The organism is Nocardioides renjunii, from assembly GCF_034661175.1.
In the GTDB taxonomy this organism is placed as follows: domain Bacteria; phylum Actinomycetota; class Actinomycetes; order Propionibacteriales; family Nocardioidaceae; genus Nocardioides; species Nocardioides renjunii.
On record NZ_CP141058.1, the window covers coordinates 3,617,935 to 3,630,973 of the forward strand.

Here is a 13,039-nt window from a genome sequence, read left to right on the forward strand (position 1 = left end):
CCTACGACCGGCTCACGAGGAGACCAGGACTGAGGAAGGAACCATGGAATCCCTGCCCTACCTGCTGTCCACCTACTTCCACCAGGACTGGGACAGCGACGGCGGCCGGTCATCGGACACGGTCGCAGTCTTCCTCCAGGAGCGGCCCGAGGTGACGGCCGCCTGCGCTGACGAGATCGACCTCCTCCTGTCCGAGGATCTTCCGGAGGGTGCGCTGCAACGCCGGCTGGACGAGTGGGGACCGGACTACTGGGCCGGCGAGCGCGATGACGACTACCGGCGCTGGCTCATGGAGGTGCGGGACCAGATACGAGCCGGTACTGCGTGATGACAGCCGAAGCCGACTTCACGCACCGCCTCGTCGAGCACGCTTCGGCGCTCAAGCCGCTGCTCGATGAGCACCTCGCGGACCAGGAGGGCGAGCTCCTCGCCTACCTGTTCATGGGCGACGTCGCCGCATGGCTGCACCAGCACAGCGCGACAGAGGCCGACGCCGTCAGAGACGTGCTCGACTGGCTGGAGGTGGAGTTCGAGGAGGGCGACTTCGACACCCGCAACCTGATCGACGTCGGGATGGTCGAAATGCTGCCCGCTCTGCCGGAAGGTGCGGCGGTGCTCGACATGCTGGGCCCGGGCCTGCACTCGCGAGCCGAGATCGCGGGTCTGATCACCCCACCAGCTCCCGCTTGATCTCCGTCTTCAACACCTTCCCCACCTTCGACCGGGGCAGGTCGGACCAGACGTGGACCTCCTTGGGCGCCTTCACCGACCCGATCCGCTGCTTCACGAAGGCGGTCAGCTCGTCGGTGTCCACGGACGCCCCCGGGTGGGCCTGGACGACGACCACCACGCGCTCGCCCCACTTGTCGTCGGGCAGCCCGATGACGGCGCAGTCCTGGACGGCGGCGTGGGCGAGGACCGCCTGCTCGACCTCGGTCGAGTACACGTTGAACCCGCCAGTGATGATCATGTCCTTCGCGCGGTCGACGATGTGGAGGAAGCCCTCCTCGTCGAGGAACCCGATGTCGCCGGTGTGCAGCCAGCCGTTGCGGAGCGTGGTCGCGGTCTCGACCGGGTCCTTCCAGTAGCCCGCCATCACCAGCGACGACCGCGCGCAGATCTCGCCGCGCTCGCCGGTCGCGACCGGCCGGTCGGACGGGTCGAGGATCGCGACGGTCACGAGGGGCGCGGGACGACCGGCGCTGGTGAGCCGCTCGACGGCGATCGTCCCGTCGGCGCGGAAGTGGTCGGCCGGCGGCATCATCGAGATCATCATCGGCGCCTCGGTCTGGCCGAACAGCTGCGCCATGACCGGCCCGATCCGCACCAGCGCCTCCTCGAGCCGCGACGCCGACATGGGCGCGGCGCCGTACCAGAAGCACTGCAGGCTGCTGAGGTCCGTCGAGTCCAGCGACGGGCTGCCGAGCACCATGTAGATCAGCGTCGGCGGCAGGAACGTGTGGGTGACGCCGTGCGCCTCCACCAGCCGCAGGAAGCCCTCGACATCGGGCGTGCGCATGATGACGACCTCGCCGCCGAGCGCCAGCACCGGGAAGCACAGCACGCCGGCCGCGTGGGTGAGCGGCGCCAGCGCGAGGTAGACCGGCCGCCCGTCGAACGGGTAGCCCATCAGCGTGAGCGCGGTCATCGTCTCCAGGTTGGTCGGCGTCAGCATGACGCCCTTCGGCCGACCTGTGGTGCCCCCGGTGCCGACCAGCATTGCTTGCCCGTCGACACCGGGGAGCTGGGGGTGGTCGGCCACGACGATGGACGTGCCGTGGTCGAGGAAGGCCTGCCACGTGAGCGCGCCGGCGTCCGGCGCGTCGAGGCAGACCCACGTGTGCACGCCGGGCAGGTCGTCGCGGATCCCGGCGACGAGCGGGGCGAAGCCCGACGCGTAGACGACGACCTCGGCGTCGAAGAGCGCGAGCAGCTCCCGGTTCTCCGCCGCCTCGTTGCGCGGGTTGATGGGGCACCACACGCCACCGGCGCGGCTGATCCCGAAGACGCAGGTGAACGCCACCGGGTCGTTGGCCGAGAGGATCGCGACCCGACCGCCGTCGCCCAGGCCGCGCGCCACCAGCGCGGCCGCGACCCGGTGCGACAGCGCCACCACCTCGGCGTAGGACGACGAGGTGCCGTCGGTGGTCAGGCAGGGGCGGTCCGCGCCGAGGCTGGCGCCCTTGTCGAGGTAATCGTGCAGCCGCATCGGGCCGGCTCAGTCCTGCGTGGTGAGCACGGGCGCGGACACCAGGCCGAACGAGCGCAGCACCCCGAGCAGCTCGTGGTGGCCGAACGCCTGGCAGCCCGAGGCGAAGCCGACCCGCCGCGGCGGCTGCTGCAGCAGCGCGTAGGCGGCGTAGGCCTGCAGGAGGCCGGTCTGCTTGTAGTTGGAGTTGCCGTGGATGACGCAGTGCGCGCGGCCGAGCGGACCCGACGCGTGCACCGAGTCGAGCGACTTGTTGACCCGCGGGTTCTCGCGCGGCGGCATCTGGTCCATCACCTGGCGCGCCGTGGCGGTCAGTGCGGCCGCGCGGTCGTCGGCATTCATGTCCTTGGTCGCCTCGACCGCGCCGGCGACGATCTGCGGCACGCCGTTCATCAGCGCCGCGTTGAAGACGCCTCCCTGCGCCTTGCAGGTGGCCACCCGCGGGTCTCGGCGGAACCACACCGGGTGCGAGGTGCCGCCCCACGGCAGGGACTGGGCGAGCTCGTGCTGGCCGGGGACGACCAGCGGCACCAGCCCCTGCGCGGGGTCGAAGGGGACGTACGCGTTCTGCTCGAGGTAGTGCGCGGCCGACGAGGCGGCGTTGACGAGGATCGTCTCGGTCGAGGCGATCGTCGGGGAGCCGCCCCAGAAGACGGCGATGTCGAGGGTGTCCAGGCCCGGCTTCTCGAGGCAGAGCTGCGCGGCGATCTCGCCGGTGGTGTACATCTGCGCGATCCCGGGCGACAGCAGCAGCCCCGCCTCGGCGTACCGCTCGCCCCACTGCTCGTCGCACGCCATCAGCCAGTCCTGCTCGCCGGTGGTGTCGGTGTAGTGCACCCCCGCCCGCAGCGCCGCCTCGACGACGGTGGGGCCGAGCGTGCTGAACGGACCCACCGTGTTGAGCACGACGGAGGCGCCGTCGAGGAGCTCGGCGATGCTCTCGACGTCGTGCTCGACCGTCCTCACCTCGTAGTCGGCCGTCTCGACGCCGGCGACGTTGTGGGCCAGCGAGGACTCGAGCTTCTCCTGGCTCCGCCCGGCCGCGACGAACGGGACGTGGTGCTCGCGCAGGTACTCGCAGATCAGGCGACCGGTGTAGCCGGACGCTCCGTAGACGACGACCTTCTTCTCGCTCATGACTGTGCCTCTCGGGCGGTGGGGACGGCGGACGGACGGAGGGGACGAGGGCTGGTCACATGCCCATCCCGCCGTCGACGGGGATGCCGGCGCCGTTGATGAAGCGGGCCGCGTCGGAGGCGAGGAACACGACGGCGTCGGCCATGTCCTGCACCTCTCCGAGCCGCCCGGACGGCGTGAGCTCGATGACGGCGCCCACCGCCTCCTCGGCGCTGCCGTAGAGCCCTAGCCGCGCCATGTCGTCGGCGAGGCCCGCGCCCATCGCGGTCGGCACGAGTCCGGGATAGACGCAGTTGACGCGTACGCCGTAGCCGAGCTTGCCGGACTCCATCGCGGCGACGCGGGTGAGCCGGTCGACCGCCGACTTGGTGCCGCTGTAGACCGAGATCGCCGGGAAGGCGATGGTCGCGGCCACCGAGGAGATGTTGATGATGGTGCCGCCCTTGCCGGCGGCCCCGTCCGGGCGCATCGTGCGGAGGCCGTGCTTGAGCCCGAGGGTGGTGCCGAGCACGTTGACCTCGAGCATCCTGCGGATGTCGTCGACCTCGACCTCGGTGATGAGGCTGCTGATCTCGATGCCTGCGTTGTTGACCAGGACGTCGAGTCCGCCGAGCCGGTCGACGCAGGCGCTGGCCGCCGCCTCCCAGCCGGCCTCGTCGGTCACGTCGAGGTGCACGAACCCGTGTCCGTCGCCCAGGCTCGCGGCCGTCTCCGAGCCCGCCTCGTTGACGTCGGCGATCATCACGCGGGCCCCGGCGGCGGCCAGCGCGCGGGCCATGCCCTCGCCCAGCCCCTGCGCGCCTCCCGTCACGAGTGCGACGCGTCCGGTCAGGTCGGTTCCGCTCATCGAGGTCTCCTCAGGAGGCTGGTGGGTGATGGCCGTCACACTGCTCCTGTGTCTTGACAAGTGTCAAGGAAATCTTTGGTCACATGTCAAGACGCGGCCCGTGTGCGTAGGATCAGCCGCATGGCCGCCCGCTCCGCCTCCTCCGTCGCCGATCCCGTGGCGTCGGCGGCCGCGCGCGTGAGCAAGCACGACAACCGCCGCGACCAGCTCGCGGAGTCCGCGCTGGTGACGCTCGGCAAGCTGGGCTACGCCCGGACCTCGCTGCGCGAGATCGCCCAGCACTCCCCCTTCTCGCACGGCGTCGTGCACTACTACTTCGCCGACAAGCAGGAGCTCATCACCTACTGCGTGCGCTACTACAAGCGCAGCTGCGTGACCCGCTACGACGAGATCGTCGAGACCTCGACGTCGGCCGACGAGCTCCGGACGCGCTTCGCCGCCAAGCTCGCCGAGACCATCCGCGAGGAGGGTCCGATGCACCAGCTCTGGTACGACCTGCGCAACCAGTCGATGTTCGAGCCGGCGCTCCGCGAGGTGGTCCTCGAGATCGACGGCCAGCTCGAGGCCATGATCTGGCGGGTCGTCTCCCGCTACGCCGCGCTCGCCGACCAGCAGCCCGCCGTCGACTCCTCGACCTGCTACGGCATGCTCGACGGGCTCTTCGCCCAGACCCTGCTCGCCTGGGCGGCCGGTCCCGCCGATGCCCGCGAGGACGCGCTCGCGGTGCTCACCGGCCGGGTCGACGGCCTGCTCCCGGCACTGCTGCGCTGAGCCGGTTCCGCCCCGCCCCCCAGGGGTCCCGGGCGATACTCGTCGGGTGCCCCGACCGACGACCTCGACCGTGCTGTCGTTCGTCGTGACCGCGGCGCTCCTGGCCGCGGTCGTCGTCTTCCACCCCTCCGCCCAGATGGGCTCCGTGCGCCGCCTCGTCGGCATCGGCGGCGAGCGCATCCTCCCGGCGCCGCCCATCGAGGCCTCCCGGGGGGCGTACGCCTTCGCGGCCACGCAGCGCGGCTCGGACCAGCCGGTCGCCTGGGACCCGTGCTCGCCGGTGCCGTACGCCGTCAACCCGGCCGGGATGCCCGAGGGCGCGCGGGCGCTCGTCGACCGCGCCGTCAGCCGGATCTCGGCGGCCACCGGCCTGGCCTTCGAGGACGACGGCGACACCGACCGCCGGCCCTTCACCGGATCGTTCGTCCCGCTCGGCGGGAGCCGGCCGGTCGTCATCGGCTGGGCCGACGACGTCGAGTTCCCCCAGCTCGAGGGAGCGGTCGCCGGCATCGGTGGCGCGGCCTCGGAGGAGGGCGGTCGCGGCCGTCGCTACTACGTGACCGGTGGCGTCGTGCTCGACGTCGACGTGTTCACCGACGCCTCCGTCGACCAGGTGCCGCGGCTGATGGAGGCGATCGTGCTCCACGAGCTGGCCCACGTGGTCGGGCTCGACCACGTCGAGGAGCCGTTGGAGCTCATGTTCGCCGACAGCACCGGCCAGGTGGAGCTGGGGCCGGGCGACCGCGAGGGACTGGCCCGCCTGGGCTCGGTGCCCTGCGGCTGACCCGGACGTGCCGAGGGGGCCGGCTCACCGAGCCGACCCCCTCCGACGCGCTGCTGCGCTGCTCACTCGCTCCAGGAGCGGGGCAGGCTGCTGTTGGCGACGCGGTTCTCCGCGTCGATCATCCACGCGAGCTGCTCGAGGCGCTCGAGGATCGCGTGGATCATGTCGGCGGACGTCGGGTCCTCGGCGTCCACCTCGTCGTGGATGCGGCGACCCGTGCGCGCGACGGCGTAGAGCGCGGCGACGATGAGGTCGACGCAGTCGCCGGTGTTGACCTCGTCGGAGGGGAACTCCGGCAGCGAGGTCTGGGCCGCCACGGACTTCGCCCGGGCGTCGGGGGTGACGTAGACGGCGCGCATGCGCTCGGCGACGTCGTCGGAGAACCCGCGTGCGGCCTCGACGACCTCGTCGAGGACGAGGTGGAGGTCGCGGAAGTTCTTGCCGACCACGTTCCAGTGGGCCTGCTTGCCCTGGATGTGGAGGTCGGTCAGGTCGACGAGCAGCTGCTGCAGGTGTCCGGCGAGACGCTCGGAGGCCTGGAAGGCAGGGTGGGAGGTGTGGGTCGCGGAGGTCCGGTTGGCCGTCTGGGTCATGGGAGCTTCCTCTCTGTCGGCTCTGTCGGTCGGCGCCTACTCAACACCCTTTTCTTGAACGATTCCAGTAAGGAGAGGCTGACCTACGCCTCTCTGCTCAGCCGACCGCTGCTCAGCCGACCGCTGCTCAGCCGACTGCTGCTCTGCCGACCGGCACGACGCCGGGCGCCACGCACGCGGCGTACATCCCGAGCATCGGCTCCCCCGCCGCGTTGGTCGGCCGTGACCCGGCCATCGCCCTGAGCAGCCGGACGTCCTTCTCGCCCGTCACGGGATGGCTGTCCACCACGGCGCACCGCGGGACCGGCCCGCCGATGCGCAGGCGTGCCTGTCCGACGGCGACCTCCGTGCCGAGCCACGTGTCCTCGACGAAGGGCTGGTCGGTCTCCACCACGAGCGTGGCGCGGAACCGCCCCGCCTCGTGGACCAGGGCCGGGTGACCGGTGGTACGCGCGAGGTGCTCGATCGAGGCGGTGCCGACGAGCGTCACGGGCGCGTTGAAGACGACGCCGCCCCGCGGCGCGGCTGCGAGGCGTACGTCGCGCCCGAGATGGTCGGACACGAGGCCGGCGTGCGGGCCGTCCGTCAGCGCCAGGTCGACCGGTCGGCCCCAGTAGTCGCAGGTCACGGTCTCGCCGGTGGCCACCGGCTCCGCGGCGACCGAGTCCCCCGAGGGCAGCGTCATCGACAGCACCGGTCCCTCGGTGCGTGCCACGACCCCGATCAGCGACGGGTGCTGGACCGTGCGCAGCACGCGCCGCGCGACGACGTCGACCAGGCACCACTGCCGGTCCCCGACCGGGCCCTGCTCGTCGAGCCGGACGTGGTCGAGGCCGAGGTGGCGCATGCCCTTGACCGGCGCGAAGCCGACCGCGCGGACGACCAGCTCGGGAGGCACGGTCCTCAGTCTGGCAGCGGGCTCAGTCGTCGCGCTCGGTCCGCAGCACCTCGCCGGTGCGGGCGTCGACCTCGACCGTGGTCTCGCCGGGCCGGTCCTCGTCGAGCACGACCTCCCAGACCGCGGCGCCGTCGTCCTCGGACAGCTCGACGGTCGACACCGAGCCGCGCACCGCGGCGAGGGCGGCCTCGATCGCCGCCAGGTGGTCGACGGGCACGTCGAGGAGGCGCTCGCGCTCGGCGGCCTCCTGCGGGTCGTCGCCGGACTCGGCCACCGGGTCGCCGACGACGGTCGTGGCGTCGGCGGCGAGCTCCACCTCGTTCTCGACGCCGTCGGGCGTCACGACCGTGACGGACCAGGCACCGTCGTCGAGCTCGATCGCGAAGACCGTCCCGTCGACCTCGCCGAGCGCGGTCCGGGCCGCCAGCCCGGCCTTCGTGTCACCCGCCGGAGTGCCGGCGCCGATGCCGCCGTCCTCCTGGCCCGACCCGCCGTCACCCGGCTCGTCCTGCGGGTCCTCGGCCTCACCTCCGTCGTCCGCTGCAGGCGCGTCGGGCTGGTCCGCCGGAGGCTCGTCGTCGTCGCTGCACGCAGCCAGGCCGAGCGAGAGCGCGAGGAGCAGCGGGCCCGTCGCGACGACGGACGCGCGGCGGCTGCGGTTCACGGCGGACCTCCGGTCAGGACCGGAGCAGGCCCTTGACGTACGCCGCCTGCCCGAGGTGCTGGAGGCAGTCGCCCTGGATGCTGATCAACCGCTGGCCGGCGGTCACGGGCGGGTCCCAGCTCTGGTCGACCTCGCGCTCGAGCTCCGCCTCGTCGACGGTCTGCAGGTAGCGCGCGGTCGCCAGGGTGACCTCGTGGTGGTAGTCCACAAGCAGTGCGGAGTCCTCGATGCGGATGGCGTCGACCTGCTCGCTGCTGTGCCCGTAGCCGATGTCGTCGGTGCCGTTGGGCAGGCCGAAGCGGTTCTGGAACCTCTGCCACACCTGCGACTCACCGGCCAGGTGGGCGACGTGGTCGTCCTGGACCCGTGCGAGGTGCCACAGCAGCCAGCCGACCGGGTTGCCGGTGCCGCCCGGGCGGTGGTGCAGGGTCTCGTCGTCGAGGTCCTCGGCCACGCTCGCGTAGAGCTCGGCGATGCGGCCGAAGCCCTCGGTCAGCACGCCGCGGACATCCATGGCCGCGTCACTCCACCGGCGTCGCGGACCGGACGTGCGGTGCGCTCGACTGCTCGTCCTTCATGCCGTCGATCTCGGCGAGGATGCGCTCGCGCTCGTCGTCGTCGAGGCGTACGCCGGCCTTCTGCAGGCCGTCGTCGAGCTGCCGGGCGATGGTGCCGTCCTCGGCGCTGTACTCCCAGGAGCTCACCTCCTCGACCACGCGCTGAGCTGCCTCGATCGCTGCCTGCTGCACTTCGTCGGTCATGCGCTCCACCGTAACGAGGGCACTGGCACGCACCACGCCCGTCGGGGTGTCCCACCTCCCGGACCCGGCCCCGCTCAGCCCGCCGACGCCCTCCAGAACGCCTGCAACAGCTCGAGCACGGACCCGTCGAGCCCGGCTTGGGTGAGCAGGACCGCGACGACGCCCTCGCGCGGGTGGACGTACGCCGACGTGCCCGTGCCGCCGACCCAGCCGTAGCGGCCGACGACGTTCCACGGGTCGATGAGCTCGGTGTCGACGCCGCCGCCGAACCCCCAGCCCTGGCCGTCGAGGAAGAAGCCGCCCATCTCGCGGTGCTGCGCACTGACCTGGTCGGTCGTCATCCGGCGCACCGACTCCGCCGACAGCACGCGGCCGTCCGGGCCCTCGCCCTCGGCGAGCAGCATCCGGCCGAAGGCGAGCCAGTCGTCGACAGTGGTCACCAGGCCGCCGCTGCCGGACGGGAAGGGAGGCATCGTGGTGAAGACGCCGTCGGGCTCGTCGCTGACCTGCAGCACGCCGGCGTCGTCGTGGCTGTAGAGCGTGGTGAAGCGGTCGAGGCTCTCGGGCGGCACGGAGAAGCCGGTGTCGACCATCCCGAGGGGCTCGAGCAGGCGCGCGGCCATGAGGTCCGGGAGGTCCTGGCCGGCGGCGCGGGCGAGCAGGACGCCGAGGACGTCGTAGGACGCGTTGTAGGTCCAGCCGTCGCCGGGCTGGTGCATGAGCGGAATCTCCGCGAGCCGGCGCATCCACTCGTCGGGGGGCGGCACCTCGCCGATGTCGTCGGAGGCCTGGCCCAGCCGCTCGAGCAGGAGCGGCACGACGGTGGAGTCCCAGGTGGCGAAGCCGTGGCCGGCCGTCCCGGTGAGCAGGTGCCGGGCGGTGATCGGGCGCTCGCACGCGACCGTGTCGTCCAGGTCGCTCCCCGGCGTCCGCAGCACCCGCGGCTCGGCGAGCTCGGGCAGCAGGTCGGCGACCGGGGCGTCGAGGTCGAGCCGCTCCTCGTCGACCAGCACCATCGCCAGGGCGGCGGTGACGGGCTTGGTGATCGAGGCGCCGCGGAAGATCGAGCCGCGCTCCATCGGCCTGCCGCTCGTGCCCTGCCGGCCGAGGGCCACGACCTCCTCCTCGTCATGACGTGCCACGAGGGCCACGAGCCCCGGGATCGCGCCGGAGTCGACGTGCGGGCGGAGGGCAGCCTCGAGGTCAGCCATAGTCCGACCGTACGCCGGTCAGGCCGGGGTCCGCTCGCGTCGGCGGCCGACCGCCCCCGCGCGGACGTACACCACCGTCGTGACGACGTTGAGCAGCACGGCGGTGCCGACGTAGAGCGCGAGGTTGAGCCCCGGCACGGCGTCGGGCGGGAGGGTGTAGGCCATCACGACCCGCGCCGCGGCGTCGACCAGGGTGCCGACCGCCCAGAGGATGCTCGAGGTCCGCCACATCCGGCGCCACCACGCCTCGCGCTGCCACAGGCCCTCCCAGTCCCCCGGCCAGCCGAGGCGCCCCTCGACCATCGGCCGGGCGAACTGGTAGGCCAGCGGGCGGTCCGCCCACCGCAGGCTGGCGAGGAACCAGGCGCCGACACCCCCGGTGACCAGCGCGTCCTTGGCGAGCAGGAACCGCTCGTCGCCCGGCACGAGCGAGATCGCGAAGCTCGCGAACAGCAGGACGGTGAAGAACGCCTCGAGCCCGCCCGGCCGGCTGCCCCGCACCAGCGCGACGCAGGCCGGCACCAGCGAGAGGACCGCGCCGACGACGAGCGCCGCGTAGACGCTGACCCCGAGGTGGCGCAACAGGTAGTAGAGCGCGGTCGACCCGACGATGCCGACGACCGGCCGCAGCAGCGTCACGGGTCCGCCCGGGTCGCGCGGTCGAACAGCTCGACCAGCTCGGCGGCGTACGCCGCGCAGTCCAGGCCCGGGTCGGCCTGCAGCTGCAGCGGCACCCCCTCGACGGCCCGCTGGACGGTCGCCGCCACCACGCGGACGTCGAAGTCCCGCAGCTCGCCTGCCTCCTGCCCCTGCCGCAGGATCCGCTCGAGGTGGCTGGCGTCGCTCGGTCCGACCGGGCCGCCGGCGCCCCACGCCCCGGACAGCACGACCTGCAGGAGGGCGCTCATCTGCGCGCGGTGGCTGTCGGCGTGGCCCACGACCCCCTCGACGTACGCCCGCAGCCGACCGCGCGCCGTCGTCTCGGCGCCCACCAGGGCGCCGACGTGCTCGCCGATCCCGCTGACCACGTGCTCCACCAGGGCTGCGACGAGCTCGTCCTTGCCGGCGAAGTGGTAGGAGATCAGCCGGGTGCTCGACAGACCTGCACGCTCGGCGATGCGGGCGAAGCTCGCCCGGGCGAAGCCCTCCTCGGCGATGACCTCGATGGTCGCGTCGAGGATCTGCGCACGCCGTGCCGCGGAGGTGGCGGAGCGAGTTACTGACACGAGTAAAAAGTACGTCGGTCAGGTAAGACTGTCCAGCGACGACGGTCGGACGCCCGAGTGCGTCCGCGTCGCCTGCCGGGTCAGGAGAGTCGGGTCAGAGGTGCTGCATCTTGGCGAAGGGCGGCTTGATCCGCACCGCCTGGGAGCCGAAGTCGACGGTCACGGCGTGACTGTCGACCTTGGTCACCGTGCCGAGACCGTAGAGGTCATGGGACACCCGGTCGCCGATGTCGTAGTTCTCCACGACGACCTCGGGGGCGGGAGCGAAGGGGCTGCTCTTCAGGTGTTTCGGCCGCGAGCCGCTCGGGTTGCTCATCTGACCCAGTATGCGCCCTTACGGGTGGGATCGGCACCTTCTTGACTAACCCGAGACGAGCCGGACGGGGCCGTGCGTGAACTTCGCCTCCCAGTCGGCGACCTTCCAGCCGCCGCCGACGGGCACCAGGACGTACGTCGCGTCGCGGGTCACCGGGAGCAGCGAGTGGCGGCCCGTGTCGTCGCCTCGCTCCTCCAGCACCAGGCCCGTCTCGAGCGCGAACGACAGGCTCAGCGCGTCACCCTCGAGCCGCGCGGTCGCCGGTCCGACGGTGGTCCCGTAGACGAAGGGGCCGTCGTCCGCGCGCTGGTAGCCGCGCGGCACCCGGCGTACGTCGTGGAGCGTGAGGCCGTCGACGTCCGCGCGCTCGCGCCACCGCTCCAGCGCGGACGTCGTCAGGACCGCGCGCACGCTGCGGAGGTCGCGCTCGTCCTGCTCGGGCACCGGCAGCGCCAGCGAGGTCCTCTCCTGCGCGAAGGCGAGGTCGGCGAGCATGCAGTAGGCCGCCATCACCTGCTCGGCGCCGAACTCGTCGGCGGCCGGGCCGGTGAACGGCTCGGCGCCCGGGACGCAGGGCAGCGGCTCGTCGACGGCCTCGGTGGTGGCGGGGCCGGCGCTGGGCGTCGGCTCCGGCTCGGCCCTCTGCTCCGGCTCGCCGCCGCACGCGGCGAGGGCGACGACCAGCGCGGCGCCCAGGACTGCTCCTCGCACGAGGCACCTCCCTTCCTCGACACGCAGGCTAGTCGCGATGCCGCACTACGCTCGCGGCATGGACACACGTGTCGGGGCCCCCGTCGCCCTGGTGACCGGAGGCTCGTCCGGGATCGGCGAGAGCACCGCCCTCGCCCTCCTGGACCGGGGCTTCACGGTCTACGCCGTAGCCCGCCGCGTCGACCGGATGGTCCCGCTCGCCGAGGCAGGCGCACACACCTTCGCCATGGACGTCACCGACGACGACTCGATGGTCGCCGGCATCGCCCGCATCATCGAGGAGCAGGGACGCATCGACGTCCTGGTCAACAACGCCGGCTACGGGTCCTACGGCGCCGTCGAGGACGTGCCGATCGAGGAGGCGCGGCGGCAGTTCGAGGTCAACGTCTTCGGCCTCGCCCGCCTGGTCCAGCTCGTCACGCCGCACATGCGCGCGCGACGCTCGGGCCGGATCGTCAACATCTCCTCGATCGGCGGGAAGTTCTACGAGCCGTTCGGCGCCTGGTACCACGCGACCAAGTTCGCGGTGGAGGGCTTCAGCGACAGCCTGCGCATGGAGCTGCGGCCCTTCGGCATCCAGGTCGTGCTCATCGAGCCCGGGCCGATCCTCACCGAGTGGAACGAGATCGCCCGCGACTCCCTGCTCGAGCGCTCGGGGGCCGGGGCGTACGCCACCCACGCCCGCAAGGCGCACGCGGTGCTCACCGAGTTCGACAGGCCCGGCCGCGCCTCGACGCCCGAGGAGGTGGCGGACAAGATCGTCAAGGCTGCGACCACGCGGCGACCGGCCGCCCGCTACCCGGTCGGCAAGGGCGCCCGGCTGATCACCACCTCGCGCGACCTGCTGCCGGACCGGGTGTTCGACCAGGTCGTGGGGCGGACGTTCGGGGTGCGCTAGGTGCCGGCGCCGT

The 13,039-nt window shown here is 72.4% G+C and carries 18 protein-coding genes; 5 read left to right on the forward strand and 13 right to left on the reverse strand.

Annotated elements, in window-relative coordinates:
* Positions 1-43: 43 nt before the first annotated feature.
* Positions 44-328, forward strand: coding sequence for a contact-dependent growth inhibition system immunity protein (locus tag SHK17_RS17310; protein WP_322920124.1), 285 nt, complete (start codon positions 44-46; stop codon positions 326-328).
* Positions 328-690 (forward strand): DUF7674 family protein, encoded by a 363-nt coding sequence (locus SHK17_RS17315; protein WP_449867039.1) that lies wholly within the window; start codon positions 328-330, stop codon positions 688-690. Before SHK17_RS17310 ends, SHK17_RS17315 begins: the two co-directional genes overlap by 1 nt.
* On the opposite strand, the gene SHK17_RS17320 is transcribed toward SHK17_RS17315, so the two are convergent.
* Genes SHK17_RS17320 through SHK17_RS17330 form a run of 3 tightly spaced genes read right to left on the reverse strand, consistent with a single transcriptional unit; the run spans position 668 to position 4,193 of the window.
* A complete protein-coding gene (locus tag SHK17_RS17320) occupies positions 668-2,209 on the reverse strand; it encodes an acyl-CoA synthetase (protein WP_322920126.1) in 1,542 nt (513 codons plus the stop codon). The two genes, SHK17_RS17315 and SHK17_RS17320, sit on opposite strands and share 23 nt — an antisense overlap.
* A 9-nt stretch (positions 2,210-2,218) precedes the next feature.
* Positions 2,219-3,346 carry a DUF5938 domain-containing protein gene (locus tag SHK17_RS17325; RefSeq protein WP_322920127.1) on the reverse strand — a complete coding sequence of 376 codons (1,128 nt, stop codon included), beginning with the start codon at positions 3,344-3,346 and terminating at the stop codon, positions 2,219-2,221.
* A gap of 55 nt (positions 3,347-3,401) precedes the next feature.
* Positions 3,402-4,193, reverse strand: a complete 792-nt coding sequence (locus SHK17_RS17330; protein ID WP_322920128.1) for an SDR family NAD(P)-dependent oxidoreductase — start codon at positions 4,191-4,193, stop codon at positions 3,402-3,404.
* 120 nt (positions 4,194-4,313) lie between these two features.
* Between SHK17_RS17330 and SHK17_RS17335 the strand changes: the two genes are divergently transcribed.
* Together SHK17_RS17335 and SHK17_RS17340 are read left to right on the forward strand one after the other, a co-directional pair.
* Positions 4,314-4,964: a TetR/AcrR family transcriptional regulator gene (locus SHK17_RS17335; RefSeq protein WP_322920129.1), complete on the forward strand. Its 651-nt coding sequence runs from the start codon at positions 4,314-4,316 to the stop codon at positions 4,962-4,964.
* Positions 4,965-5,010: 46 nt separating this feature from the next.
* Entirely contained in the window at positions 5,011-5,748 is a 738-nt protein-coding gene (locus tag SHK17_RS17340) for a hypothetical protein (protein WP_322423109.1), read from the forward strand.
* A gap of 62 nt (positions 5,749-5,810) precedes the next feature.
* Here SHK17_RS17340 and SHK17_RS17345 read toward each other — a convergent pair whose 3' ends face one another.
* The 10 genes from SHK17_RS17345 to SHK17_RS17390 form a co-directional block, all read right to left on the reverse strand.
* Complete coding sequence (locus SHK17_RS17345) at positions 5,811-6,341, reverse strand: Dps family protein (protein WP_322920130.1); 531 nt, start codon at positions 6,339-6,341, stop codon at positions 5,811-5,813.
* A gap of 127 nt (positions 6,342-6,468) precedes the next feature.
* Positions 6,469-7,239, reverse strand: a complete 771-nt coding sequence (locus tag SHK17_RS17350) for an MOSC domain-containing protein (RefSeq protein WP_322920131.1) — start codon at positions 7,237-7,239, stop codon at positions 6,469-6,471.
* Between the two features lie 22 nt (positions 7,240-7,261).
* Complete coding sequence (locus SHK17_RS17355) at positions 7,262-7,903, reverse strand: PepSY domain-containing protein (RefSeq protein WP_322920132.1); 642 nt, start codon at positions 7,901-7,903, stop codon at positions 7,262-7,264.
* A 13-nt stretch (positions 7,904-7,916) separates the two neighbouring features.
* The gene (locus tag SHK17_RS17360) at positions 7,917-8,417 is read right to left on the reverse strand and encodes a mycothiol transferase (RefSeq protein WP_322920133.1); all 501 of its coding nucleotides are present in this window, start codon (positions 8,415-8,417) and stop codon (positions 7,917-7,919) included.
* A 7-nt stretch (positions 8,418-8,424) separates the two neighbouring features.
* Positions 8,425-8,664, reverse strand: coding sequence for a hypothetical protein (locus SHK17_RS17365; RefSeq protein ID WP_322920134.1), 240 nt, complete (start codon positions 8,662-8,664; stop codon positions 8,425-8,427).
* A 74-nt stretch (positions 8,665-8,738) separates the two neighbouring features.
* On the reverse strand, positions 8,739-9,875 hold the full coding sequence (locus SHK17_RS17370; protein ID WP_322920135.1) for a serine hydrolase domain-containing protein: 1,137 nt from the start codon (positions 9,873-9,875) through the stop codon (positions 8,739-8,741).
* Between the two features lie 18 nt (positions 9,876-9,893).
* Positions 9,894-10,514 carry a VC0807 family protein gene (locus tag SHK17_RS17375; protein WP_322920136.1) on the reverse strand — a complete coding sequence of 207 codons (621 nt, stop codon included), beginning with the start codon at positions 10,512-10,514 and terminating at the stop codon, positions 9,894-9,896.
* Entirely contained in the window at positions 10,511-11,101 is a 591-nt protein-coding gene (locus tag SHK17_RS17380) for a TetR family transcriptional regulator (RefSeq protein ID WP_172266477.1), read from the reverse strand. The genes SHK17_RS17375 and SHK17_RS17380 overlap by 4 nt, the downstream gene beginning before the upstream one ends.
* 94 nt (positions 11,102-11,195) lie before the next feature.
* The gene (locus SHK17_RS17385; RefSeq protein ID WP_216652038.1) at positions 11,196-11,417 is read right to left on the reverse strand and encodes a hypothetical protein; all 222 of its coding nucleotides are present in this window, start codon (positions 11,415-11,417) and stop codon (positions 11,196-11,198) included.
* Positions 11,418-11,462: 45 nt separating this feature from the next.
* Entirely contained in the window at positions 11,463-12,128 is a 666-nt protein-coding gene (locus SHK17_RS17390; protein ID WP_322920137.1) for a hypothetical protein, read from the reverse strand.
* Positions 12,129-12,186: 58 nt separating this feature from the next.
* Between SHK17_RS17390 and SHK17_RS17395 the strand changes: the two genes are divergently transcribed.
* Positions 12,187-13,026 (forward strand): oxidoreductase, encoded by an 840-nt coding sequence (locus tag SHK17_RS17395; RefSeq protein WP_322920138.1) that lies wholly within the window; start codon positions 12,187-12,189, stop codon positions 13,024-13,026.
* Positions 13,027-13,039: the final 13 nt, after the last annotated feature.